Source organism: Streptomyces sp. cg40 (assembly GCF_050320165.1).
GTDB lineage: Bacteria > Actinomycetota > Actinomycetes > Streptomycetales > Streptomycetaceae > Streptomyces > Streptomyces hokutonensis.
On sequence record NZ_CP190128.1, the window covers coordinates 5,011,913 to 5,036,779 of the forward strand.

Sequence of the window (24,867 nt, forward strand, 5' to 3'; positions counted from 1 at the left end):
ACACCTCTCTTCCCTCGTGCAGCCGAAACCGCACAAGCCGTAGTAGTAGCCGTTCTACCCGGGGACCCCTCCTCTACGGTCTCGTCAATCATCTTGTCGACACCGAATAACAGGGACGACGGCGTATCGATCTTCGAATTGCCGGTCCCCGTCGTGATCGCGTCACATCGCATCACATCGCATCGCATCGCGGAGGAATCGTGAATCCGAGGTACGAATACCGAGCCCTGATCGCGTGCGACATCGCGGGCTCCGCGGGCCGCGGCGAGCGGCGGCTGCAGGAGATCCGCGGAGTTCTGCGTTCCGCGCTGTCCGACGCCCTGAGCATCGCGGGCCCGGACCCGCGGACCTTCCTGTACGTCGACACCGGCGACGGCTGCCACCTCGTCGCCCCGGCCGCGCTGCCCAAGGCCGGACTGCTGGTCCCGCTGCTCCCTGAGCTGAACGCGCGGATCCGCGAGCACAACCGGAACACCGCCGCGGAGACCCGGCTGCGGGTGCGGGCGGCGGTGCACGCGGGCGAGATCAGGCTCGATCCGGACGGCACCGTCTCCGGCGCCCCCTTCGAGGCGCTGGCCCGGCTGCTGGACTCGGCCCCGCTGCGGGACGCGACCCGGGCCGGCACCGGCGGCACCCCGGTGGCCGCGATCCTCTCGCACCACTTCTACGAGGAGACGGTCGGCCACGGCCACGAGGGGCTCGACGCCGACGCCTTCACCGCGGCCGACGTCCGGGTCAAGGAGTACGCCGCGAGGGCCTGGCTCTGGTATCCCGGCAGCCCTGTCGGGCCACATGTCGACCCCGGCCGCAACCCCAGCCACAACCCTGGCCACGGCCACGGCTCCGGCTCCGGCTCCGGCTCCGGCGAGCGGCCCGCATCACCCGAGCCGCGGAGTGTGGAGCAACTCGTCCAGGCCACGGGAAACGGCACGGTCTTCGCCGTGCACCGGGGCGTCCAGCACATCCGCCACCACGACCGGGGTTGATCCGCGCCGATGAACGAGGAACTCGCCGAACTGGCCGTGAGCGGCGCCACCGCTCTGGTCTCCGCGATGGGCACCGATCTCTGGCAGGAGGCGAGGTCGCTGATGGGCCGCGTCCTCGCCCAGGCGCGCGGCAGCCGCCGAGAGGAGCTGTCCGCCGCACTGCGCCGGCAGTCGACCGCCGCGAGGGGAGCGGTCGACTCCGGTGCGGTGGCCTACTGGACCGAGGCCCTGTCCCAGCTGCTCGACCGGAATCCGGATCTCGCCCGGGAGATCATGACCCTGGCCGCGCTACGGCCCCCGGAAAAGCCGGACATCGCGATCCAGCTCAATTCCGCCACCCATTCCGGTGAGGTATTCGCGGTACAGCGGGGCGTTCAGAATTTCGCCTCCGGGCCGAATTCCGGCGATTCCGGAGAACGGCCGTGACGCGGGACGACGGCCGGTACGACAGCCGACGGGACGGCCGGCGGGACGGCGGCCTCATGGACGGACGGCTGCGGGCGGTGCTGTTCGTGGCCGTCGTCATCGGCGCCTTCATCGAGGTCAGCACCCCGCACCGGCGGTACGGCCCGCTCGTGGACATGTTCGCCCTCGCGGCGGTGGGTGTCGTAGGCGCGGCAGCGGTATGGGGATCCGAGTCCGCCGCACCGCCGGCCGGGCAGCGCGACCGGCCCGGACCGGAAGACCGACCAGGCGCTACGGCTCCGGTCTGCCGGTACGTCACCGGGCCTCCGGTGCCGCAGTCGCAGCCCGCGAGGCCCCGGCCGTTCCTGCGCGAGCGGCCGACCGACCTGAGCGTGCCCCGCTTCGGCGACGGCGCCCGGGCCCAGGGCTACCCCTGGCTGCTGCCGGAGCGCACGGTGCAGAACGGGATCGCCGCCGACGAGGCCACCGTCGGTGCCTTCACCGTCCGTGCGGCCTCCGTCATCGGGCCCGGCCACCGCTGCGGCCAACCGGCCGGGCCGCGCCAGGACTCGTACCGGATCGGGCGCAGCCGGGACAGCCGGTACGCGATCGTGGCCGTGGCCGACGGTCTGTCCAGCGCGGCCTGGTCCGATGCCGGGGCCACCACGGCCTCCAGCCAGGCCGTCACCCTGCTGCGCGAGCGGATCGAGACGGCGGGCTTCGGCGGGCTCGACGTCAAGGACCTGTACGGGCGGATCGCGGCGGCGATCGCCGGGCACGCGGCGGGCCGCGGCGTCGACACCTCGCACCTGGCCACGGTCCTGATCACCGCGGTGCTCGCCGAGCCGGACGCGAACGGCGTCGCGAGGGCCTGGGTCGCGTGGCTCGGCGACAGTTCGGCCTGGACCCTCGACCCGCACGCCCCGCTGTGGCGGTTCTCGGCCGGCGAGACCAAGGACCGTACGGCCGCGGTGGTCTCGAACGAGGTCGCCGGGCGGCTGCCGGACACCCCGCACCTGGCCAGGGACCACTACGTCACGCTCGCTCCCGGCGCCGCCCTCGCGCTGGTCACGGACGGGATCGGCGACGCGTGGGCGGACCCGGCGGACAACGTCAACACGTACTTCGCGAACGCCTGGCGCTCGCCCGTCCCGGCCACGCGGTTCACCGCCGACGTCGGCTTCGACGCACCGCAGTGCCTCGACGACCGGACCGCGGTCGTGCTGTGGAACGGCGGCCGGGCATGACGGAACCTCTTCCCCTCAGCGGCCCGGCGGCCGATCCGCGGGGCTGGACTCTGCCGCGCGCGGTCAGCGTCGGCGACCTCGGACCACTGGACGAGCCGATCTCCGAACACAACGGCCAGGCCATCGCCGTAGCGCCGCTGACGGACCATCCGGGCTGGCTGGCGAAGCTCTACCGGCCCGACCAGCACCGGGAGGACGCCGACCGGCTCGACCTGTTGGTCTCCGCGCCGGACACGCTGCCGGCGGCGGAGCGCGCGCTGCTGTACTCCGGCACGTGCTGGCCCGCCGCCCGGATCCACGACACCGACGCCCCGGCCGTGGGCTGTGTGATCCCGATGGCGCCCGAGCCGTACCGTGCCGAGCTGCGGCGCGGCGACTTCCGCGAGCACCGCTTCGTGGAGATCGACTGGCTGGCGAAGTCCGACGAGTCGATCCTGGGCGTCGGACTGCCGCCTCCCGGCTTCGCGGGCCGGCTGGCCGCCTGTCGCCAACTCACCGAGCTCGCCGCGGTGTTGGAGAGCCTGGGCCTGGTCTACTCGGACTGGTCGTTCTCCAACGCCTTCTGGAGCCCGGACCAGGACTCGGTCTACCTCATCGACGTCGACGGCTGTCAGCCGCAGAAGATGTCCGACCTCCACCAGCCGAACTGGGCCGACCCGCTCACCCCGCCGGGCACCGACGCGGACACGTACACCGACCGCTACCGGCTCGGACTGCTCGTCGCCAAGTGCCTGACGGGCCGGCGCGACGCACACGCCTTCCACACCGTCGCCGCGTCCCCCTGGCCGAACCAGCCCGCGGTCTCCGAAGTACTGCTCGACATGCTCCTCGCGACCGACCGCGAACGCCGCCCCTCGGCCGCACAGCTGGGCCAGGCCCTGGACAGCGGCCCCTACCTCAGAACCCTGCCCCGCCCGCCCCGCACGGAACTGCCCCCACTCCCCCCACCGCCGGTCACGATCCCGCAGCCCCGCACCACCACACCCGTGCCGCTCTCCGATCCACCCCGATCCGATCTACGGGCCGGCTGGATCCTCGTGCTCGCCCTGGCCGTGATCGTGCTGTTCGTCATCGCCGCCAACCACTAGCCCAGAGGTGCACCATGTCGCTCTGCCTGCCCACCTACGTGGTGATCGACGCGTCCTCGTCGATGAAGCCGCACGAGAAGGTGCTCAACGCGACCCTCTCCCGCCTGCACTACAACCTGGCGACGAATCCCCGCGTCTCGGAGTTCGCCCGGGTCAGCGTGGTCGCCTTCTCCACCGATGTGCACGTGGTGATCCCGATGTCGGACATGGAGCAGGTGCCGGCCATGCCCGAGGTGATCTGCGGCGGCCGCACGGAGTACGGCAAGACCTTCGACCGGGTGCGGGAGCGCATCGAACAGGACGTCAGCGATCTGCGCGCCCAGCACTTCAGCGTGCTGCGGCCGACGGTCTTCTTCCTGACCGACGGCGCTCCCACCGACGCGCACTGGCAAAACTCCCTGCGCACCCTGGTGAACCGGGACTGGCCGCGCCACCCGCACGTGATCGCCTACGGCTTCGGCAGCGCCAAGCGCGACGTACTCCAACAGGTCGCGACCAAGGCCCTGTTCATCGCCGACGGTTCGGACACCGACTCGGCGCTGAGCGGAGCGATCACCGGCCTCCTCAACAGCCTGATCGCCTCGTCGAAGACCGGCCGGATGCAGATCGCCACCGAGGTCAAGGGCTTCGAGTACGTCGAGGTCGCCCAGGAATACGTCGACTGATGCCGGACACCGACCCGCGCTCCACGACCTCCCGAGCCCGCCGCGCCTCTACCGGCCTGACCGCACTGGCCATAGCCCTGCTCACCTGCGGCGCGGCGGTCGAGGTGACGGGCAATGTCCTCGCCGCTCCATCGAACGGCAGCGGAGCGGACTCACACCCGACGAAGACCGCGCAGCCCACCCCCACCCACTCCCGCACGCCCGAGGCACCGTCGCCACACCCGTCGCTCGCACTCCCGCCCCCGCCCTCGACCTCACCGACCGACTTGCCCAGCCCCACAACCACAACCACCGGCAGTTCGCCGAACACCCACACACCACGGCAGTGAACCGACCGTCCCATCCAAGCGGGAGACGCACATGGGAATGCTGCACGCGATCCGGATGCAGAAACTCCTCGCGGACGCCAGACGCGCACACGCACAGGGCGACCACACCTTCGAAGCGTCCATCGACATCGACCCCCGGGGCATGGCCCGGGTCAGGAACCCCATGAAGAAGATCCGCAAGGAGATCGACCTCGTCGTACGCTCCGTCGAAGCCGTCGGCTGGGAGTGCGTGAGCGTCGGCCAGTTCATGTACTCGATCAACATGGAGTTCGTCCGCACGGGTTGACGGGGCTCGCCGAAAGGTTCCGTCATCCGACCGCCGTGATCTGCCCGTCCGTCTCCTTCAGCCTGCCCCGGCGGCGGAGTTCGTCGATGTCGGAGTCCAGGAAACCGCGGATGTCCCGGCCCATCCGGCGCCATCCGAAGAACTCGCCCGCGTGCCGGACGAGTTCGTCCTGGGACATGCCGGGGCACTCCGCCGCCAGTTCGTACAGGGCCAGTTGCCGCTCGGCCGGAGCCACGTGCGCAACCTTGCGGACGGCATCGCCCTCTGCCGGAGCGCGGGCGTCCAGTTCCTCCCGGCCTGCCACGTCGAGGAACAGGCCGTCGACACCGACCTTTCCCGAGCGGACGAGACCGCGCACCACTTCCCGTACGTTGTCGCGGATCCTGTTGCCCGCCCGGGCCACGCCCCACGCTTCCCGGGCACGCTGCACCAGCAGTTCCTCGTGAATGGGGCCCTCGATCCCGATGACCCTGGTCAGAAGCGTGCGCAGGGCCGGTCGGGCCTCCGGGGTGTGCAGTTCGTACGGCGAGGAAACGGCCATCCCGCCCGTCTCGTACAGGGAGCTCCAGGGCCGGTCGGGCTCGGTGTCGACAGGAACGCGCTCAGGGTCAACCGGCGCCGAGGCAGTCTGCGGCATGCTGTTGTGCGGTTCCGAGGCACCAGGGGAGACCGGCACGTCGGGGAGCGGCACAGACGGCCCGGCGTCCGAGGCGTTCTTCGCTTCGTCGTTCTCGGCGGCCACCGCCGATGGTGTCCGTGCCGCCGTCGGTGCGGAGTCGGACATCGGCCCCCGCTCCACCGCCAACTCGACGGCCTCACGGAGCCTCAGCTGGGCGGCGGCCCGCCCGCGGTACCAGTCGGTGCCCCAGATGCGGTGCAGCCGCCAGCCGAGCCCGGCGAGTACCTCTTCTCGCAGTCGGTCGCGGTCCCTGGCCGTCCTCGACGAGTGGTACATCGCGCCGTCGCACTCGATGCCGAGCGCGTAGGCGCCGGGGAACTCCGGATGCCGTACGCCCATGTCGATGCGGTATCCGGCGACACCGACCTGCGGCTGTACGCGGTAACCCCAGTCGCGCAGCACCTCCAGCACCGACTCCTCGAACGGGCTGTCCGGCTCGGCGTCGGCCTGCAGCACATCCTGGGCCAGGACGGCGGGGCCGTTCTCGGCGTACTCCAGGTACCGCTTGAGGTGCTGGACGCTCTCGTTCGGGCTGTCGGGCAGGCGGCCGGCCCGGAAGGAGGCGACGACCTCCATCCGGAACCGCGCCCTGGTGACCGCGACGTTGAGGCGCCGCCAGCCGCCGTCCTTGTTGATGGGCCCGAAGTTCGTGCCGAACTTGTTTTGCTCGTCGGGGCCGTACCCGATGGACATGATCATGACGTCGCGCTCGTCGCCCTGGACGGATTCGAGGTTCTTGACGAAGAACCCGTCGAGCCGGTCCTCGGTGAAGCAGTGCTCCAGGTCGGGCCGGAGCAGCCGGGCCTGCTGGACGGCCTGATCGATGGCCGCCGCCTGCGCCTGCGAGAGGGCGACGACGCCGAGGGTGCGACCGGGGCGGGTGTCGAAGTGGTGGATGACCCGCCCGGCGACGAACTCCGCCTCCAGCCGGTTGTCCCGCCGGCCGCCGCGGTCGTAAACGCCCTGCGCCGGGAAGAACTCGACGCCGATGTCGTCGCCCAGGTCCAGCGCTCCCGGGAAGGTCACCATGGAGTTGCCGTAGAACGACCTGTTGCTGAAGGTGATCAGGTCCTCGTGGCGGCTGCGGTAGTGCCAGCGCAGGGACAGATCGCGCAGGGCCCCCGCCTTGCAGGCGTGCAGCAGGGACTCGAAGCTGTCGGGTACGTCCTCGTCGTACTGGTCCGAGTCGTCCTCGACCGACGAGTCGAAGAAAGACGTGGGCGGCAACTGCTTCTCGTCACCGGCCACGATCAGGGAGTCCGCCCGGTACACGCAGTTGATGGCGTCGGCCGGGCGCACCTGTGACGCCTCGTCGAAGATGACCACATCGAAGTGGTAGTCGGCGGGCAGGAATTGACTGACCGTCAGAGGACTCATCATGAAGCACGGCTTGATCAGTCGGACGACGTCGCGGGTACGGCCGAGCAGGTCCCGCACCGGCATGTGACGACGCTTCAGCTCGGCCTGCTTCTTGATCACCAGCGCCGCTCCGCCGCTGAACCGGCGTGGGCGGCGCTTGTTGCAGGCCTCGATCACGGCTCCGCTCGCGGCGGCGACCAGCCGTCGGTCGGCCTCCTGGAAGTCCGCCACCCGGGCGTCCAGGTCCGCGGAGCGGGTCGTGGCCAGCCGGCCGTCGGTGGCCAGGAGGTCGTCGGCCCAGCACTTGAGCACCGCCTGCTCGACGACAGCGGCCAACTGCCCGGGCAGGACGCCACGTTCGACCGCGCGGGGGACGAGTTCGTCGACACCGTGCCGCGCCAGGACGTCCAGCCCGGAGCGGTACGCCCGCCATTCCTCCGGCCCGCGCGGATCGGCCCCGAGCTCGTCGACGGCCTGCTGCGCCTGTTCGAACGTTCCGAACAGGGCGAAGGACAAGGGGACTTGGCGCGACTCCTCGAAGAGGTCGTGCAGCGCGGCCGAGGACTCCGCCCACCGAGCGGCCCGACGCGTCGTCGTGTCGCACCACCCCGCCAACGCGCCCCGAACAACCCGGGCCAGCAGCCCCGGCATCGGATCGATCTCCGTGCCGTCGGCCAGCCGAGCCGTGAGCAGGTCCCGCTCGACGGCCGCCCCGGCAAGTGCCGCGATACGGTCCGCCGCGGCCAACACGGCGTCCAGCGTCGCCAATTCGCTCTCGTCGTGGGGGACATAGCCGCCCAGGGCCGCTTCGTGACGTACAACAAGACGGTCGACGTCGGCAGCCGCGTTCTGCCACGCGAGCGCGTCGCTCAAGCGCTGGGGCAGGGCCTTGTCCCACACGCCCGCTCGTGTGAGGGCGACCACCGCGTCCCGGTCCTTCCGGTACTGGCCGGACATCCGCGCGAACACGCCCCGGTGCTGTTCGCCGAACCTCTCGACCAACGCGGGCAGTTGGTCGGCCCCGAGCACCTTTGCGTCGAAGACGTCCTCGGCCGCCGCACGAGCGGCCGTGCGGGCGGCGAGCGCGCCCCGCATCTCCTCGGCGGCCAGGTGCGCCTCGCGCAACCCGTCGTCGTCGAACCACCGCGCGGGCGGTCGCGCCGACGCGGAGGCCAGATCGGCGAGTTCCAGCAGGCCGAACGCGGCCTCGGCGGTCTCCGGCTTGGGCAGTCCGAACAACTCGGCCAGTTGCGCGAGACTCCCGGACGGGTCCTCCGGCAGCCCGCCGCCAACTCCTTCTGCCCCAGCGGGATCCCGCTCCGGCAGCCCCGCCTCCAGCACCCGCACGAACTGCCGTACCTCGTGCACGGTGCCCGGTTCGGCGGTCGTCATCGCGAACGGACGACGCTCCACGGCCGTCCGCAGATCCGCGAGCGCGTCCGCGGCCTCCGCGAGCACCGAGGCCGCGGCGGAGTCCTCCTTCAGCCCGCGCCAGACGAACGCCTCGCCCTCCGCCGCCGGCCGCCAGGCCCGGCTGATGGCACCGACGGCCTCCACGAGCGCCTGAAACTGTCCGGCGGTGAGCCGCCGTATCGTGCCGGTGCTCCTGGCACCGAGGGTCAGAGGCGGGGTGTCCGCCCGCTCCAGCAGAACCAGACGGCCCAGGACGTCATGGAGCGTACGACCGAGCGGTGCCCGAGGCAGGTTCATCGCCGCCGCGTAGGCGGACAGCTCCTCGCGCAGTCGACGGGCCCGGTCGAGTTCGTGTTCGGCCGCGCCGGTGATCCGCACCTCGGTGGTCAACACCCGTTCGAGCTCCGTCGCCACCGCCTTCTTGCTGGTGTCGCCGCTGTGCAGGGCCATCACGAAGTCGCCGAGGCCGACCCCCCGAAGTCTGTTGCGGACCACGTCGAGCGCGGCGGCCTTCTCACTGACGAAGAGAACGGACCGGCCGGCATGCATCAGCGCGGCGATCATGTTGGTGATCGTCTGGCTCTTGCCGGTACCGGGAGGACCGCTCATCACGAAGGAACGCCCGTCCACCGCGGCCGCGATGCACTGCCGCTGCGAGGAGTCCGCGTCGAGCACGAGCGGGGTCCGCTCCGGGAGCTGGATCTCGTCGATCCGGTCGAGGTCCGGCGGCTCGAAGCCGATCAGGTCGTCGGGCAGCCCGGCGTCGGGTCCGAGGCCTACGGCCCGGACCAGCGGATGAGCGAGGATGCGCTCCTCGTTCTGCTGGAGGTCCTGGTACATGGCCTCCTTGTGCGAGGCGAACAGCCCGAGCACCACACGCTGGTCGACCGACCAGCAGTCCTGCGTCGCCGCGACCTCCCGGGCGGCGGCGAGAACGGCACCCGGATCGGTCACGTCGCAGTCGGCCACCGGGGTCCAGTCGACGCCCAGCCGTTCCAGCTTGACCGCGAGCGCGGGGTTGTGGATCCGGTCCTGCTCCTCCGCCAGGTGGAGGAGCGACTGCCCACGGCCGTCCCGGCGAATCTCCACGGGTACGAGCAGCAACGGAGCGGAACTCGTCTCCTCGGCGCCCGCTTCACGCCAGTCCAGCATGCCGATGCCCAGCCAGAGCACCCACAGACCGTAGTCGTTGTACATCTGCCCGGATTTCTGGCGCAGTTGGTAGAGCGACGCGTCCAGAGCCGTCTGCGTGGTCTTCTGTGTCACCAGGCCGGGGGCGCGATCGGGACGACGGCCCGCGGGGGCGGTGTCGTACTCGTAGAACACCCCGCCGGTCGGAGCCACCCCCTCGTCGCCGTCGACGGGTTCGGCGTCCTCGACAGGAGCGAAGGACCAGCCTCGCGCCAGCCCGGCGAGCACAGCGGTGACATCGGGAGCCGTGATCTCCAGAGTGCCGGTCCTCGTATGACGGAAGTTCAGCAGGCGGTTGCGCCCACCCAAGTCCAGCAACGAGCTGCGCCAGCTGCCCAGAACGACTTTCAACCGGTCGAGGGCGGGGTCACCGCCCCCTGCGGCACCGCCATCGCCACGCTGTGCGGCCCCGGTTGTACGCGAACTGGGCATACAGACATACCTCCGGAACAGAAGACGCGCAGGAGGCAACCCACCCGCAACCCCCCAAGTCCGTTAATTATTCAGTGTTTACAGCCCGGCGCACCCGCTTCAGTGAAGATCTCCGATCTCCCCGGAGCGTCGGACTGATGCTGTACTCGCCTTCTGATGCTGTACTCGCCTTGGCAGCGACGCTCAACGACACGGCCGGCACGATTGCGTTTCTGCCCGCCCCGGCACCTGCCCCCACCGCCGTGCGGCCCGCGCTCAGCGTCGCCACCACATCCGACAAACACAAAAGACCAGCTCGGAAACTGTCTGGGCTGGGCTTCGGAGAGCCCCCCGTCGGATTCGAACCGACGACCTACGCATTGCGAGACCACGAGGGTTCACACTCTGGTGCCACACCGGTTGTGACAGCCCTACAAATCTCACCGGACGTCGACGTAGTCGGTGACCCGGGCGCTTCTGAGGTAGTGGTCTTCGGTCTCGCGGCTGAGGGCGATGGCCCACGTGCCGTCCTTCTCGGCGGTCACCATGCCGATGAGGTGGCCGCGTCTGTCGGTGCCCAGTTCGGTGACGTAGCGGTAGGTGGTGGAGCCGCGGGGCTTGAAGTAGAGGGTGGGGGAACCGCCGTGGAGCGGCTTCCAGGTGGTGCCGTTCTTGTACTGGAGGGTGCCGGCGAAACTGAACGCCTGGTTCTTGCGGACCGGGTCGGATGAGGCGTGGAAGCCGGTGATGCGGGTGGCGTAGCGGTAGAGGCGGACGGGTTTGGTGGTGTTGGTCGCCAGGTCCGGATTGCCGTCGAAGCGGGCGCGCCAGTAGCCGTTGGTGTTCGTGGTGGTGAGGGTGCGGGCGAAGTCCTCCTCGAACAGGGGCTTGTTGTAGCGGATCTTGATGGGGACAGTGGCGGCGTTCTTCCAGCCGCTCCTGCCGTCCTTCGAGTACTGCAGGGTGATGGTGGGCTTGGCGGGCCAGTGGGCGCGTGCGTCCTCGTAGTAGACGTAGCCGGAGACCTTGAGGGACGAGGTGTCGGTGAGGTCCGCGCTCATGTCGAGGTGAGTGGCGTAGGCGACATGGAGGCTGAAGGGCTCGGTGGCGACCTGCTGGAAGGGCATGTAGTCGGTGCCCGCGGCGAGTTGGGCTGCCGGGGCGGCGTTGTAGGAGGAGACGGGGAGCGTGTAGGCGCCGTGGCTGTCGGTGGTGGTCTCGCCGACCAGGTATTCGGGACGGTTGCGGGCGTCGAGTCCGGAGAGGGTGATCGTGGTGTTCGGCAGTGGCTGCCAGCCGGCGGTGGTCTGGATCTCGGCGTGGCCGGTGACGGTGCCGGTGGCGCCCTGTTTCAGGTTCAGGGTGTGTGTGCTGGCGGTGAAGCGGACGGGTGCCTGGGTGGTGTGCAGGTGCTGCTTGGGGCTCAACAGGTCGATCGCGCCGGGGTAGTTGGCGGAGGCCCCGGGTGCGGCGGTCAGGTCGACGGACGTCTGGACGGGTACGAAGGCGCCGGTGAAGCGGCCGTCGTCCGTGCTGGTCGCGTTCACCCGGCCCCGCCCGGTCTCGATGTCGACGGGTACGCCGGCGGCGGGAGTCGGGGTGTCCGGGTGGCGGGGGTCCGTGGCGAGGACGGTGCCGCTGACGGTGACCTGCTGGTGGAGGTAGTCCGGCACGGTCGGGGTGGCGGTCAGCTCGGGGATCCTGACGACGGTCTGGTACCGCAGGGTGTGCGGGGAGAGAGCACCGGTGACGGTGGCGCCGGAGGCGTCCTGAAGGTCGACGGTCACCCGGTAGTCGCTGAGGTCGGCCAGATGGACCGGTGCCCGCCAGGTGCCGGACGTCGCGTCCTGCCCGGTGTACTGGGTGAAGTCGGCGGTCTCCCCGGCCTCCGCTCCCCCGTCCGGCGCGTCCAGCGGATAGAAGTGCGCCGTGATGTGCGTGAGCGGGCTGGCGGAGTGCGCGGTCACGAAGACCAGCCCCGGCTCGTACCAGCCGTCCGCGTCGGACAACACGGGTCCGCCGGTGACGTTGTCCGCGTGGGCCGGAGAGAAGCCCGTGAAGAGGGTGGCGGACAGGGCGGTCGCCGTGGCTGCCGCCAGGAAGGCGCTGCGTCTCAAGATGGTTCCCCCCCAGGGAATCGGCCGACTTCGAACGGGCGCGCAAGGATCGAGGACCGGCCCGGATTCCAAGACCACCCGAAACAAGAAACCCCAGGTCAGAAATCTGACCTGAGGGTTGCCTTGGAGCCCCCTGTCGGACTCGAACCGACGACCTACGCATTACAAGACCACGAGTGATCATGCTCTTCGGTGCCGCACCGTGGTGCTGAGTGATGTTCGGCCTGATCAGTGCATGTGCGACCGATTATCCTGTGCCTCCTCGTTTCACGTCGTCCGAAGGCGTCCGGCCACCGGGCGGCCACCGCGAGCGTCACTGTCGCGAGCACTGCCGCATTCACGTACCCGCCGCGCCAGTTGTGGCGAGCCTACAAGTCTCGGAGGATGCGCCCTGGTTGCGTCCAGGGAAGTGGTGTACGGGTTCGACCTGATCCGGGGGTTTGCTCCGGCATCGGGATGGTGCCCGCATAGTTGAACGGCCACCGGCTGATCTTCGAAGTGTCGAAGCCTCGAAGGAGATCAGCACGATGACCGCACCAGACAGTCTGCCCCTGCACGCCCTCGCGGAAGACAACCTCGCTTCGGCGAGTCCCGATCTGCTGCGCGCGATGGTCAAGACGTTCGCCGACGCGCTCATGTCCGCGGAGGCCGATGCCCTCTGCAATGCCGAATACGGGCAGGTCAGCGACGAACGCGTCAACTACCGCAACGGCTATCGCCCGCGCGAGTGGGACACGAGGGCCGGCACCGTCGAGCTTGCCATTCCCAAGCTGCGCCAGGGCAGCTACTTCCCGCACTGGCTGCTGGAGCGACGCCGCCGGGCCGAACAGGCCCTCATCTCAGTGGTCGCCACCGCCTACCTGCTGGGTGTCTCCACCCGAAGAGTCGAGAAGCTCGCCGAGTCCCTGGGCGTCACCCAGCTGTCGAAGTCCCAAGTCAGCGCGATGGCCAAGCACCTGGACGAACAGGTCGCCGCGTTCCGCAACCGCCCCCTGGACGCCGGCCCCTACGCCTTCGTCTGGGTGGACGCGCTCACCCAGAAGGTCCGCGAGGGCGGCCGCATCATCAACGTCCACGCGCTGATCGCGGTCGGCGTGAATGCCGACGGCCACCGTGAGATCCTCGGCATCGACGTCGCCACCGCCGAGGACGGTGCCGGCTGGCTCGCCTTCCTGCGCTCCCTGACCGCCCGCGGCCTGTCCGGCGTCCAACTCGTCGTCTCCGACGCCCACATGGGCCTGGTCAACGCGATCGGTGCCACCCTGCCCGGCGCGAGCTGGCAGCGCTGCCGCACGCACTACGCCCGCGCGTTGCTGAGCCAGGTCCCCAAGTCGGCCCAGCCATGGGTGGCCACCCTGCTGCGGACCGTCTTCGAACAACCCGACACCAACGCCGTGAAGGCCCAGATGCGCCACGTCCTGGACGCGTTGGAGGCCAAGTTCCCCAAGGCCGCAGCCCACTTGGACGCCGCCCAGCACGACGTCCTGGCGTTCACCGCGTTCCCGCGTGAGATCTGGCGGCAGATCTGGTCGAACAACCCGCAGGAACGACTCAACAAGGAGATCCGCCGCCGCACCGACGTGGTCGGCATCTTCCCCGACCGCACCGCCCTGATCCGCCTCGTCGGCGCGGTCCTGGCCGAGCAGAACGACGAATGGACCGAAGCCCGCCGCTACATGGGACTCGACCTCCTCGCCAAGACCCGCCTCCACCCGATCGAGTCACAAACCGACGAGACCATCGTCCCGACCGAACTCACCGCCTAGCCTCAAAGAAGAGATCACCGAGTGGCCGTCGATACACCACTCCAGCGGACGTGACCTGCGCCCTCCGGCGCTCGGCCAACGAAACTTGCAGGGAAGCGGCATCGACCGTGACAGCAGTAGCTCCAAGTCTCCCTACATCTCGGCCACCCTGCGGAGTTGGCAGTGAGACAGCATCCGTCGCCGCTGATTGGTGCGGCCTCGCGTGGGCATGAATCGCGTCCGCTCAGGGGTGACGTGAAATCCCACGCAATGCAGCAGAAAAATCTTCTGTTCCTCTTGGGTCGCGGCCAATGCCGTCCAAAAAGTGTGCTCCGGGTACAGCGCGCGCAGCGGGGGCTTCGGCGCGCAAGGCTCGTAGCCCGTCTGGAATTTTTAGTCGGCGAGATAGTCGGGCAGATCGATCTGCCCTGAATCCCGGTAGGCGCGGAGGCGGTCATTGTCGTCCTCGATCACCCTCAGGACCTTATAGGCGCCAGCGACGATTCCAGGCAAAGTGCCGGACCATAGATCCCGTTACAGCAACCAGAGCCCCTGCCGCGCGATCCGCTGGCACTGCTCTGACGAATCGTCGTCGTTGGACACCAGCCCGCTGAGTAGATCCAGACATACGATCTCGCGCCGGCGGAAAGGCCACCCGCAAGCGCCGCCATGAGCACCGAGACGACGGGCACCGCCGGCTCCTGCGGGATCGACTGGATCATAGCGTGGTTCTCGATATGAAGCGCCCGAGCCTCTTCGCTGGACTGCTCCGCTGCCAACCGCCGCAGGTCGTCGGCCAGATGCGCAGCCGTTCTCGTGCAGCCACAGGCATACGCCGATCAGTCGTACCGGCCGATCTCTATATCGATCAATCGCACGCTCGCGCGTTCCTTCTTCTCACACCTGCCGGTCCAGTCGATTCGAGATCAATTAGTCATGGGCGCTTCGCTCGCTTTCGGACCCGGTCGATCAGCTTGGCGTCGAAATACTCGAACCGGTCTCGGTCGGCGTCAACCTCATCGAGAATCATCCGAGCCATCGATGCGCGACCGGTCGCGTACTCCTGATAAAGGGCCCAGATCCCCTCGCGTGCCGCGATTTGGCAGTCGATCTCCAGTTCTGGAGTGCCTGCCTCGACTTCGGTCCAGTGAGACTCTCCGCCGATGCAGGAAATGAGCTCGTCGAGGAGGCGAAAGTGGACGGCTTCTGAAGTCTCCTCGACCAGCGCCGCCATAATCATGGAGGTCACAGGAACCGCCACTTCGAACAGGAGGGACTGGATGTGGACGTGTCCGTCCAGGCTTGCCTTCGCCATCTCCTCCGGGGTACTCGCGTCAAGCAAATTCGTAAAAGTCTCGGGAATGTGGGCGCCTGTCTCACCGCATCCGCAGCGCAGGGAGGCCCAATCCACGCGCTCGGCCTGGATCAGCGACGGCCTGACAGTCATTTCCCTCCCCCGATGTGATCGCTTCTCGAAGGACGGCATGTTCGAGCCTGCTGCACAACTCCGGGTCCGACAGCGCCACACTGGTGATCATGCCGGTTTCGGGCACAATGCCCGTGATGCGGGGCCGGCTCAGTGGCAGGACGTTGTCGGTGAAGGAGTTCGCCAAGGTCTTACCACTCGAAACGTTCCCGGAAGTCGCTCAGAGTCTTCCAGAGCGGATCCGCGCGCTTGAGCTCATAGTTGCTCGTCACGACCCCTTCGGCATCTCTCTCGACCTTGGACAGCAGGATTCCGTACTCGTACTTCTCCTCCAGCCGCACGCGCCCCTCAGTGTCATAGCGGACACGTTTCCCGTGCAGGACGTTCTGGCGGTAGGAGGTCTCTTCGCACAGGCTCCCGTCCGCGTACCAACCGCGGGCAGCTCCCTCCTGCCTGCCGTTCACGTAGTGGATCTCGGAGATCCGCCGGCCTTCCGACTCTTCGTATCCGATCCCCGTGAACAGCTCGCCCCGGTATGTATAGATCAGATCCTCATCGAAATCGAGGTCGTCGTCGGAAACCTCATCCAATTTCCCGCACCCCGTCCGTTATTTGCTGACAGTTGTCGCACCGAATGATGCGCTATCCTTTCAAAGTTCCCTTGAGTCGAACATTGTAGACAGTGAACTCTTCGAGGGTGGAGCCCGGACGAGCCAGCATCCCTTCGTTCAGGGCGTTGATCTCAGAGTGGTAGCCGTTTTCGTACAGCCACAAGCATACGCCGACCAGGCGTACCGGCCGATCTCCACATCGATCAATCGCACGCTCGCGCATTCCTTCTTCTCACACCAACCGGTCCATTCGATTCGAGATCAACTGGTCATGGGCGCTTCGCTCGCTTTCAGACCCGGTCGATCAGATTGGCGTCGAAATACTCGAAGCGGTCGCGGGCGGCGTCGACCTCGATTTCGGTCCAGTGAGACTCTCCGCCGATACAGGAAATGAGTTCTCGGGAATGTGGGCGCCTGTCTCACCGCATCCGCAGCACAGGGAAGCCCAATCCACGCGCTCTGCTCTCGGCCAGCGTCGGTGCGTGAGCCTCTGGACTCGCCCGGATCTTCAGTCAGCGAGGTCGTCGGGCAGATTCAACTGCCCCGAGCCCCTGACGGCGCGAAGCCGATCCTCATCGGTTTCGATCACCTGGAGGATTTCGTAGGCGTAGCCGACAAGGCCGCGCGAGGCGCCTGACCACAGGTCTCGGTACACCCCCCAGAGCCCCTGCCTCGCGATCTGCTGGCACATGTCCGCTGATTCGTCATCGTCGGTGTCGACCAGCCGGATGAGCAGGTCCAGACATTGAATTCGCGCCCCATGGGACAGGTCACCCGCCAGGGCGGCCATGAGCACGGAGGTGACGGGCACCGCCGGCTCCTGCGGAAACGACTGAATCAGCGCGTGGTCCTCGATATGAAGCGCCCGCGCCTCCTCCCGCGACTGCGCCGCAGCAAGCCGCAGCAGATCGCCGGCCAGGTGCTCCGCCGTCTTACCGCATCCGCAGCGAATCGCCGACCAGTCGTACCTGCCGACCTCGACGTCGATCAGTCCCATGTGCCGTTCCACTCCGTTCGTCCTTACGGTAGGTCGTCCCAGGAGCCCCCGGGCTTGTGCTGTATACCGGAGATGAAGTATTTGCGGCTGGGGTAGTCGTCCTGGCACTTCACGCACACGTCCTTCGGGACGACTGTGAGACCGTTCTCCCCACGCTCCACCTGGTACGCGTGGGTCAGTCGCACGAGTTCCGGATCGCCGCCGAGAGCGCGCACCACATTACCCTCGGCGCAGAATCCGCACGTTGGACCGATGCCTCCGGGGGCACCTCCACCTCCGGACGATGCGAGGGCGATCTCCCCGGTTTCGATGTGGGTGCCACCGACGTAGGTTCGGTTCATCGGCTGGTTGCCCTTCGCGTTCTTGATGGCGAAGCCCGGCACCATGTCTTCGGCCGCCGCGAGCTGCCCCTCATGCGTCCAGCCATCAGCCGCGGGAATGGTCTTGACGGCAGGCGGCCGCTTGGCGCTGCCCGCCCCACGCGGGGTGACCTTCGCCGGTTTGGTACCGGAGGCCCCGGTGCTCGGTGAACTCGGCTTGGCGGCCGCCGCCTCTGCTTCCTCGGAGTACGCCTGAGCGTTCGCCCGCTTGATCGCCGCCATATCCGCGATGTCGGCCGCCGCGTTGTCCAGCGCCTCGGCGCCCGCTCCCGCCGCCGCGGCCGCGTCGCCGCCGGCAGCGTCCTCGGCCGCGCCCCTGAGGTCTCCCGCACCGCCCTTCACGATGCCGACCTCGCCGCCCTCCAAGCCGCCGCCCGAGACGACGCCGCCCGCGATCTCGCAGGACGCGTCGTGGTCGGCGCCACCGCCGGTCAGCCAGAACGTGCAGTTGGCGACATGGAACGGTGCCAGCAGGACAGAGTCCAGCAGGTTCGGGGCGACCTTGTCATCGAGGTTCGCTTGAGGCAGTTGCTGTGCCGCCGCGACGGTCGAGGAAGAACCCGTGTCACCGCTGGAGGTGGTGGTCGGCGGAGATCCCGGTGACGGCGACGGAGTCGGCGTGCCGCAGTCGACGGCGCACGGGTTCTGGCCGGGGTAGGTGTACCAGTCGTCGAACCCGGTCGGGTCGGAGCTGCTCGCCGGATTGTCCGCCGCGTACGTGTACCCGCCCATCTGGTTCGGATCGCCCGCCTGGAAGAGCGGGTCGGCGGTGAGGAACCGCCCCAGCGCCGGGTCGTAATTCCGCGCCCCCAGCAGGTCCAGTCCGGTCACCGAATCGTTCGGCTTGCCCAGGAAGCCGTGGTTCTCGTCCCCCGCCACCCACGTCGACGGAGTCGTGCCGCGCGGGTTGCCGTACGGGTCGTAGTACCGGCGGGTCACCGCGAGGGTGGTCGCGTCGACCGCCGTGGTCGCCGTGCCCTGCGAGGTAGCCACCTGGTAGGTGACGCTGCCGCTGCTGGAGCGGGTGACCTGGGTGCCGTCCGGCCCGGCGTAATAGCGCAGTGCCGTGCACGTCTTCGCCGCCACGTCCAGCGTCAACTGCTCGGCGCCGCCGAAGAGATAGAGGACTCGGGTCTTGTCGGTGCCGCCGACAGTCGCCGTCTGCTCCAGCAGATTGCCGTCGGCGTCGTAGAGGTACTCGCTGGTGCGGGTCGTCGTCCCGGTGGGGGTCGAGACCGTGGCCGTCCGGCCTTCGGCGTCGTATGTGAAGGTCTGCGTCTGGCCGGCCGGCAGTGCGCCGGACGTGATCGTCGACCAGGTCTGGCCCTTGCCGCCGCACGTGGTCAACGTCAGCTGGGTGCCCTTGGTGGCGCTGGCGCTCGGGTCGGTCAGGCACAGGGTGCTCTTGGCCGCGTTGACCAGCGTTCCGGTCGACGTCACGCGCCACTTCTGGGTGGCGTCGGTCGAGCAGGTGTCCATCACCACACCCGTGCCGGACGCCGTCGCGTTGCCCGCCGTGTCCAAGCACAGGTTCGCCGCCGTGACAGTGCCGTCGGTATTGACCGTCCACTTCTGCGCCGCGGCTGTCGAACTGCATGTGTTCACGTCGACCTTGACGCCCGAGCCCGTCTCCTCCACGCACAGCTTTCCGCCGCCGGTGAGGGTGAAGCCCGTGGTCAGCGGGCCCGTGGTCTTCGTGGCCCGGCTGACCGTGTTGCCCGCGTTCTTCCCGGCCGTGTCCGTGTACGAGGGGGTCTGCGTGGCCGTACCCGTGCCCGGGTTGGTGGTCGTCGTCGCACCCGCCTGGTCCGGTCGGGTCGCGGACGTGGTGCCGTCGGTGCCCGGGTACGAGGTCGACTGGGTAGTGTCCGCGAGTGCGTTGCCGGTGGTGTCGTGGTTCACCGTGCCGGTGCGGTCGCCGAGCAGGTCGTAGGTGTACGTCTGCCAGTACGGCGCGGGCCCACCCACCGTCTTCGTCTTCACCGGGGACGCGCTGGTCTGCACGGAGGCCGAGTTGCATCCGCCCACGGCGCCCACCGGTGCGGTGCCGGAGTCGGTGATGCCCGCGGTGTCGCTCCAGGCGGCGGTCAGCCGCTGGAAGGAGTCATAGGTGAAGCACTGGGTGTCGTGTGTGGTGTTGTCCTGGAGATCGTCCGTCGCGGTGAGTTCGCCGGCCTGGTTGTAGCGGTAGTTGACGACGTCCAGGGCAGTGGCCGACGTCTGGACCATGCTGCTGGTCTGCGTGGTGGCGCCGGTCGTCGCGTCGTACTGGGCGAAGGTGGCCAGTTCCTTGCCCGTGGGGCCGTAGTTGGTCTGCAGGACCCGCCCGAACGGGTCGTGGACCGTGCCGTCCAAATACGAGGGCGTATTGGCCGCGTTGATGTAGCCGCCGAAGCCGTCCAACGCGCCCTGCAGGGTGTAGCCGTAGCCGACACGCTCGGCCGGGAGGCCGCCGTCCGCCTGGTACTGGGTGGTCGCCAGCAGACCGGTGTTCGGCGTGTACGTCGACGTCAGGGCGTACGTTGTCGTGCCGCCGGCGCTGCCCGCCGTGCCCGGGAAGCCGTCTGCGGACGGAACCGTGAGGGTCGAACCAAGCGGCTGGTAGGCCGTGTTGTAGCCGGTGATCGCCTCGGTGTACGCGCTGCCGCTCGCGCCGCCGACGTAGCGGGTCGAGGAGGTCGGGTAGCCCTTGGCGAGCGTGTCGTAGACCCGGGAGGTCTGCTGTTTGGCCGGGTCTGGGGTGGCGGACCAGGGGGCCGCGTACTCGGCCGTGACGCGGTTGTCCCAGTCGTAGGCGTACGACAGGACCTGGCCGCGCGGGTCGGTGCTCTGGAGCAGGTTACCGACCGCGTCGTACTTGTCGAAGGTCGTCATGCCGGTGTTGGGGTCGGTCTGGGAGGTCCGCTCACCCATGAGGTCGTACTTGTAGGACCAGGTGTTGCCCGCGCTGTCCTTGACCGAGTCGAGTTGGCCGGCGGGCGTGTAGGTGTAGCGGGTGGCGGCGTCGGCGGCCGGGACCGCGCCGGCCGTGCCCTGCTTCCACAGGACCGTGCTGCCGTCGCCGCCGACGACGGCGAGCGTCGAGTCGGTGCGGATCTGGAGCGTCGCGCCGGTGGTCGCGGTCAGACCGCTGCTCCACTTGGACACGCCGGCGGTGGTGAGGACGGCGAGGTTGCCGTCGGTGCCGAACTGGGCGTACGCGCCCTGGTTTCCGCTCGTGTTGCTGGACCAGAGGGTCTTGCCGCTGCCGAGCGCCGTGAGGACCAGATTGCCGTCGGCCTGCATGGTCAGGCGGACGCTGTTGGAGGTCAGCGAGATGCCCGACGGGATGATGCTGCCGCCCTTGAGCGTGACCGTGGCGCCGGTGTTCTTCACCACCGATTTCACGGTCTGGCCGAGTGCGTTGGTGTAGGAGGCGGTCGAGGAGCCGCCGGCAGGCGGGGTCGTGTCCGTCTCGTCGGCGCCGGGGTAGGCCGTGCTCGTGGACCACTGCTTGACTGCCTGGTGCCACAGGGTGCTCGATGCGGCGCGGCCCTGGCCGTCGTACGTCGTTGTGGTCTCGGCAGGGATCTCGTTCTCGTTGGCCGCGTACAGGGTGGCGGACGGAGTGTGGTCCGGGTCCGAGTAGGGGGTGTAGGAGGCGCTCGGCCAGCCGTGGGAGTCGTAGAACGTGTCGGAGATGATCCGGCCGGAGTCGGAGTCGCCGTCCGCGGTCGTCTGGACCTGACGGGGCTGGAGCATCCCGTCGTAGATGCTGGTCGACGTCGAGTAGGTGCCGTCCTCGCGCAGGGTGCGGGTGGTGACGGACGACGGGGCGCCGGGCTGGGTGATCGTGCCGCCGGGGGCGGGGACCGCGCCGGGGTTCACGGAGTACGCGAACGTCATGTCCGCGCTCTGCGTCGCCTTGTCACGTCCGGGCAGCCAGACGGCGGTACGGCGGCCGAGGGCGTCGTAAGTGATGTCCGTGACGCGGTTGTTGGCGTCGACGTTCTCGACAGGGAGTCCGCGCAGCCGGTCGAGGGTGGACGTGACTTTCCACTGCTGCTGGTTGGTGGAGACGATGCTCGTCGGGTTGGTGTTGCCGCCCGCGCTGTTCCACTTGGGCAGGTAGTCGGTGTGGGTGCCCTGGCCCGTCGTGTCGAGGGAGTCGGTGACGCGGCCCGCGGCGTCGTAGGAAATGCCGCTGGTGGTGCGCCAGTTCTCGGTGCCGTCGGTGGCGAAGCCGGTGCCGACCTGGGTGCCGGTGACGCGCGGGTGGGTGACCGTGCCGTAGGCGCCGAGGGCGCTGACGGAACCGTCGCCGTCGTAGTAGACCTTCTTGTCGGAGAGCAGGGTGTCGGTGCCGGGCTTGGTGCCGCAGGGGCCGGAGACCGCGGTGATGCGGTCCGGGTAGGCGAGCAGCATGGTGTTGTCGGCCGACGAGGAAGGCGCCGCGTAGTCCGTGGTGGCGCATTTCTCCTGCGCCGCCACGGAGACGTCGCCGTGCGCGTCGACGGACTGCACCCGGCCCTGGTCGTCGTATGACGTGTCGGTGCGGGTGTGCCGCCAAGTGCCGTCGGCGAGCAGGGAGTAGCCGTGCGACTGGCTGGACTTGATCCGGCGCGCGGTGAGGTCGGGCAGGGTGGCCTTGTCCGGCGCGGTCTCCCCCGGGTGGTCCTCCTGGGTCCAGGCAGTCCACGAGGTGCGGCCGGTGTGTGCCGTGGTGGTGAAGGAGAACGGGCCGCTGACGGTGGAGGCGTTCACCGTGCCGCCGGAGGCGGTGTATGTGTCCGACTGCAGTGCGGTGCCCGCGAGTTGGTCGGCGTCGGTGACGCTGAGCACGGTGTTGCCGCCGACCTTGGCGTCCACGGTGACCGAGCGGCGGGTGCCGTCGGCCTTGTAGTCGCCGTCCATGCCCTGCAGATAGGTGGTGGTCTGCTGGGTGACCGGCTCGGGTTCCTTGCCGGTGCGCACGGTGACCGTGCGGAAGCCGCGGAACTGGTCCCAGGTGCGGTACTGGTCGTCGGTCAGGTCGGAGTCGTCACGGTGCCATGCGGCGCCCGAGTAGGCGTATGTGGAGACGTGTGCCTCGGAGCCGGCCGGGATCTTCGAGGCGTCGGGGGTGTACTGGCCGGCGACGGTGAGGTCGGCGACGGTGACGCTGTGGACGGTCGTCTTGTTGAACCAGTCGGCGATCGGCTTGGAGGCGCCGGGCACCGTCCAGTAGGCGGGATAGCAGGAGTTGGTGTTGGAGTCGGCCGACTTGATGTCGAGCGACTTGCCCGCGCATGGGTTCTGGTTGTACTCGACGGTGATGGACTCTCCGGTCTCCGTCTGCACGTTGGAGATGCGCGGCCGGTACAGCGGCGGGGCGGACGGGGAGTCGTCGTCCACCCGGTTGTCGATCTCGGTGCCGGTGAAAGAGACCTGGTTGAGCGCGAGGTCGCTGTTGCCGTTGCCGTAGGTGTCCTTGCCTGTGTGCCGGATGGACTGCAGCCACATCACGGCCTGGAGCGAGCCCGCGTCCTTGGGGTCGACAGTGGTGCCGCTGACTGGGTCGACGGCGCCGCCCGCGTCGGAGTACACCTGCCCCAGGTCGTAGCTGTCGACCGGGATCAGCTTGTCGGTATCGCCATCCTTGACGTGGACCTTGGTGGTGATGTTGTCCAGGCGCGTGGTCGACCAGAACGTCGGCGAGGAGACGACACAGACGTCCGTCGGCACCTTGGTGGCGTCGTCGGGCAGTTTGGTCTTGTCGGTCGCATCGCAGTGCAGGTCCCAGGGGACGTCCGGCCAGTGCGGTGCGGTGTTGTCGTCAAGGTTTCCGGCCGAGCAGTCGGTGAAGCCGGACGTCGTCTGGCAGCGCTGCTTGGAGGCGAAGGTGACCTGCGCGGACGGGGCGCGGCCGGCCTGCTCGTCGTCGAGGGCGTAGCCGTACGAGATCGAGGTGAGCGTGCCACCGTGAACGTACGAGGTGAGGGTGCCGGTGTCGTCCGTGGTGTCGGTCGCGGCCGCCTGGCCACCGCCGAGGTCGTAGTAGCCGGTCTCGGTCGAGTAGTCGTAGCGCTGGACGAATCCGCTCGGGGAGACGACGAAGTCCAGGTTCCAGCGCCAGCCCTCGGGCTTGTCGCAGCGGGACTTCTTGCCGTCGGCGTCGGTGTGGCACGGGTCGGAGGACCGCGGGTGCAGGACGGGAACACCCCAGGCCGCGTGTGTGGAGTCGTCGCCGGAGTCCGACGAGGCGAGCCCCTTGGTTCCGGGCCCGGTCGGTGAGTGGTCGGCACCGAAGTAGGCGGCAGTGCCGTCAGTGGTCAGAACCCGGAAGTAGGTGCCGTCGTACAGGCCGTTGGAGGCTCCGGACAGCTCCTGCACTACCGTGCCGTCGTCGCCCTGGAGCCTGAACTCCCTTATTTCGCTGGGCAGTCCGGAGGAGGTGGTCGGGACCAGGACACCGGAGTGGGAGCCGAAGGAGACGGTCGCGTTGGCGCCGCCCCAGCACTCGTCACCGGAACCCTTGAGGATCTTCTTGCCGTCGGAGTCGAGCAGCGAACCGCAGGAGCGGTACGACCGCTCCACGAAGCCCGGCTGGTAGCTCCAGCCGTCGCCGATCCAGGATGCCTGCGAATTGCGAGCCGAGGTCTCGCCGTCCACGGACTGCGAGTCGTACGCCAGTGCCACCGAGGGGCCGGTGTCCCCGACCCCCGCCGGCAGGTCGATGGGGTATGAGTACGAGTAAGCGCCGGTGCCAGTGGCCTGCCAACTACCCGCCGGGGTCAGCGAGGTCGCCGAGTAGTCACCCTGCGAACCCCGGCTGCCGGAGGTGACGGCGATCGCCGAGTCCGCGGTGGTGGTCGCGGTGAGTTGGTTCGCGGTGGCGCGGTTGACGGACTTCAGGGGCGTGCGGGTGCGGCATTCGGCGCGTTGTGGAGTCGTCAGGGCACAGGCGGGGAGGCGGGTGAGGGTGAGACGGGCTCCGTAGCCTCCGCCGTAGGCCTTGGCCACGGACGAGTAGTCGACGACCACGCTGACCTTGGCGGTACGGGACGTGGCCCTGTCCAGTCCGACCAGGAGGCCGGTGTCCGCTCCGGCCCGCAACGCCTGAGTGCGGGAGGCGAGTCGGACACGGACCTGCTGGGACTTCGCCTGCGGAGACTTCGCCTTTTCGGACGATGCCACCCACACCGGCAGCGAACCCGCCCTGGACGGCTCGGCCTTGAGGGCGACGGTGTGTGATCCAGCCTGTGGCGAGGGGGCCTTGACCGCCTGGTAGCGAGTCAGCGCACGGTAGCCGCGGGGGTGGACGGCTGTCGGGCGGGTCAGCTCGTGGTCGCCCACGGCCGGTGTCGCCGGCAGGGGCTTCGGCTTCCAGATGTCGCCGTCGAAGACGTAGGGCCCGACTCCGTTCTGTGCGACGGCACCCGTCACGAGCAGCACCATCACGGCCAGCAGAGCGGAGACAAGCGTCAGCGTTCTTCGCACACCCACGTGTGACCTACCCCCGTATGAAACGGACTTGGTGGTCCGTTGACTGAAAGGTCACGTGGTCGGCGTGA

General features: G+C 68.8%; 14 protein-coding genes. 8 read left to right on the plus strand and 6 right to left on the minus strand.

Annotation, left to right across the window (positions count from 1 at the left end; translation table 11 throughout):
* The first annotated feature begins 200 nt into the window (after nt 1-200).
* Genes ACQHII_RS22105 through ACQHII_RS22135 form a run of 7 tightly spaced genes read left to right on the plus strand, consistent with a single transcriptional unit; the run spans nt 201 to nt 5,006 of the window.
* Nucleotides 201-986, plus strand: coding sequence for a hypothetical protein (locus ACQHII_RS22105; protein ID WP_427920931.1), 786 nt, complete (start codon nt 201-203; stop codon nt 984-986).
* A 9-nt stretch (nt 987-995) separates the two neighbouring features.
* On the plus strand, nt 996-1,412 hold the full coding sequence (locus ACQHII_RS22110; RefSeq protein WP_427920932.1) for a hypothetical protein: 417 nt from the start codon (nt 996-998) through the stop codon (nt 1,410-1,412).
* The gene (locus ACQHII_RS22115) at nt 1,409-2,638 is read left to right on the plus strand and encodes a protein phosphatase 2C domain-containing protein (RefSeq protein WP_427920933.1); all 1,230 of its coding nucleotides are present in this window, start codon (nt 1,409-1,411) and stop codon (nt 2,636-2,638) included. Before ACQHII_RS22110 ends, ACQHII_RS22115 begins: the two co-directional genes overlap by 4 nt.
* Nucleotides 2,635-3,726, plus strand: a complete 1,092-nt coding sequence (locus ACQHII_RS22120; RefSeq protein ID WP_427920934.1) for a hypothetical protein — start codon at nt 2,635-2,637, stop codon at nt 3,724-3,726. Before ACQHII_RS22115 ends, ACQHII_RS22120 begins: the two co-directional genes overlap by 4 nt.
* Nucleotides 3,727-3,740: 14 nt before the next feature.
* A complete protein-coding gene (locus tag ACQHII_RS22125) occupies nt 3,741-4,391 on the plus strand; it encodes a vWA domain-containing protein (protein ID WP_427920935.1) in 651 nt (216 codons plus the stop codon).
* A complete protein-coding gene (locus ACQHII_RS22130) occupies nt 4,391-4,720 on the plus strand; it encodes a hypothetical protein (RefSeq protein WP_427920936.1) in 330 nt (109 codons plus the stop codon). Before ACQHII_RS22125 ends, ACQHII_RS22130 begins: the two co-directional genes overlap by 1 nt.
* A 31-nt stretch (nt 4,721-4,751) precedes the next feature.
* Nucleotides 4,752-5,006 (plus strand): hypothetical protein, encoded by a 255-nt coding sequence (locus ACQHII_RS22135; protein ID WP_427920937.1) that lies wholly within the window; start codon nt 4,752-4,754, stop codon nt 5,004-5,006.
* A gap of 22 nt (nt 5,007-5,028) precedes the next feature.
* On the opposite strand, the gene ACQHII_RS22140 is transcribed toward ACQHII_RS22135, so the two are convergent.
* Nucleotides 5,029-9,999 carry a DUF3320 domain-containing protein gene (locus ACQHII_RS22140; protein ID WP_427920938.1) on the minus strand — a complete coding sequence of 1,657 codons (4,971 nt, stop codon included), beginning with the start codon at nt 9,997-9,999 and terminating at the stop codon, nt 5,029-5,031.
* Nucleotides 10,000-10,499: 500 nt separating this feature from the next.
* A complete protein-coding gene (locus tag ACQHII_RS22145) occupies nt 10,500-12,176 on the minus strand; it encodes a hypothetical protein (protein ID WP_427920939.1) in 1,677 nt (558 codons plus the stop codon).
* Between the two features lie 527 nt (nt 12,177-12,703).
* Here ACQHII_RS22145 and ACQHII_RS22150 point away from each other — a divergent pair.
* Nucleotides 12,704-13,942 carry an IS256 family transposase gene (locus ACQHII_RS22150; protein WP_427920940.1) on the plus strand — a complete coding sequence of 413 codons (1,239 nt, stop codon included), beginning with the start codon at nt 12,704-12,706 and terminating at the stop codon, nt 13,940-13,942.
* A gap of 913 nt (nt 13,943-14,855) precedes the next feature.
* Here the strand turns inward: ACQHII_RS22150 and ACQHII_RS22155 are convergent.
* From ACQHII_RS22155 to ACQHII_RS22170, 4 genes are all read right to left on the minus strand, one after another.
* Nucleotides 14,856-15,368 carry a hypothetical protein gene (locus ACQHII_RS22155; protein ID WP_427920941.1) on the minus strand — a complete coding sequence of 171 codons (513 nt, stop codon included), beginning with the start codon at nt 15,366-15,368 and terminating at the stop codon, nt 14,856-14,858.
* A gap of 170 nt (nt 15,369-15,538) precedes the next feature.
* Nucleotides 15,539-15,937 (minus strand): toxin-antitoxin system YwqK family antitoxin, encoded by a 399-nt coding sequence (locus ACQHII_RS22160; RefSeq protein WP_427920942.1) that lies wholly within the window; start codon nt 15,935-15,937, stop codon nt 15,539-15,541.
* Nucleotides 15,938-16,466: 529 nt separating this feature from the next.
* Entirely contained in the window at nt 16,467-16,955 is a 489-nt protein-coding gene (locus ACQHII_RS22165) for a hypothetical protein (protein ID WP_427920943.1), read from the minus strand.
* A 23-nt stretch (nt 16,956-16,978) separates the two neighbouring features.
* Complete coding sequence (locus ACQHII_RS22170) at nt 16,979-24,799, minus strand: ricin-type beta-trefoil lectin domain protein (RefSeq protein ID WP_427920944.1); 7,821 nt, start codon at nt 24,797-24,799, stop codon at nt 16,979-16,981.
* Nucleotides 24,800-24,867 lie beyond the last annotated feature (68 nt).